Genomic DNA, 229 nt, shown 5'->3' with positions numbered 1-229 from the left:
TGGTGGCGGGCAGCGATCTGGCGGCCGATGGCGACAAGACCATCGATGCCAGCGTGACCAGCACCGACGCGGCGGGCAACAGCGCCACCGCGACCGACAGCGAAGGCTACGGGGTCGACACCCAGGCGCCGGTGGACCTGGCCATTGAGCTCGATGCCGACATCACCGCCGACGACGTCATCAACGCCGCCGAAGCGGGTCAGCAGATCCCGGTCAGCGGCACCGTCAG

At 69.4% G+C, this 229-nt stretch carries 1 protein-coding gene; it reads left to right on the top strand.

Annotation, left to right across the window (positions count from 1 at the left end; translation table 11 throughout):
• Positions 1-229, top strand: a 229-nt coding sequence (locus tag AACQ95_RS17120; protein WP_241281108.1) for a hypothetical protein, incomplete at both ends; no start/stop codon positions are given.

It is taken from the genome of Aeromonas sp. MR19, from assembly GCF_963899305.1.
In the GTDB taxonomy this organism is placed as follows: Bacteria; Pseudomonadota; Gammaproteobacteria; order Enterobacterales; family Aeromonadaceae; genus Aeromonas; species Aeromonas bestiarum.
Note: the sequence above shows the minus strand (reverse complement) of the source record. Positions and strands in the feature narration are given on the sequence as shown.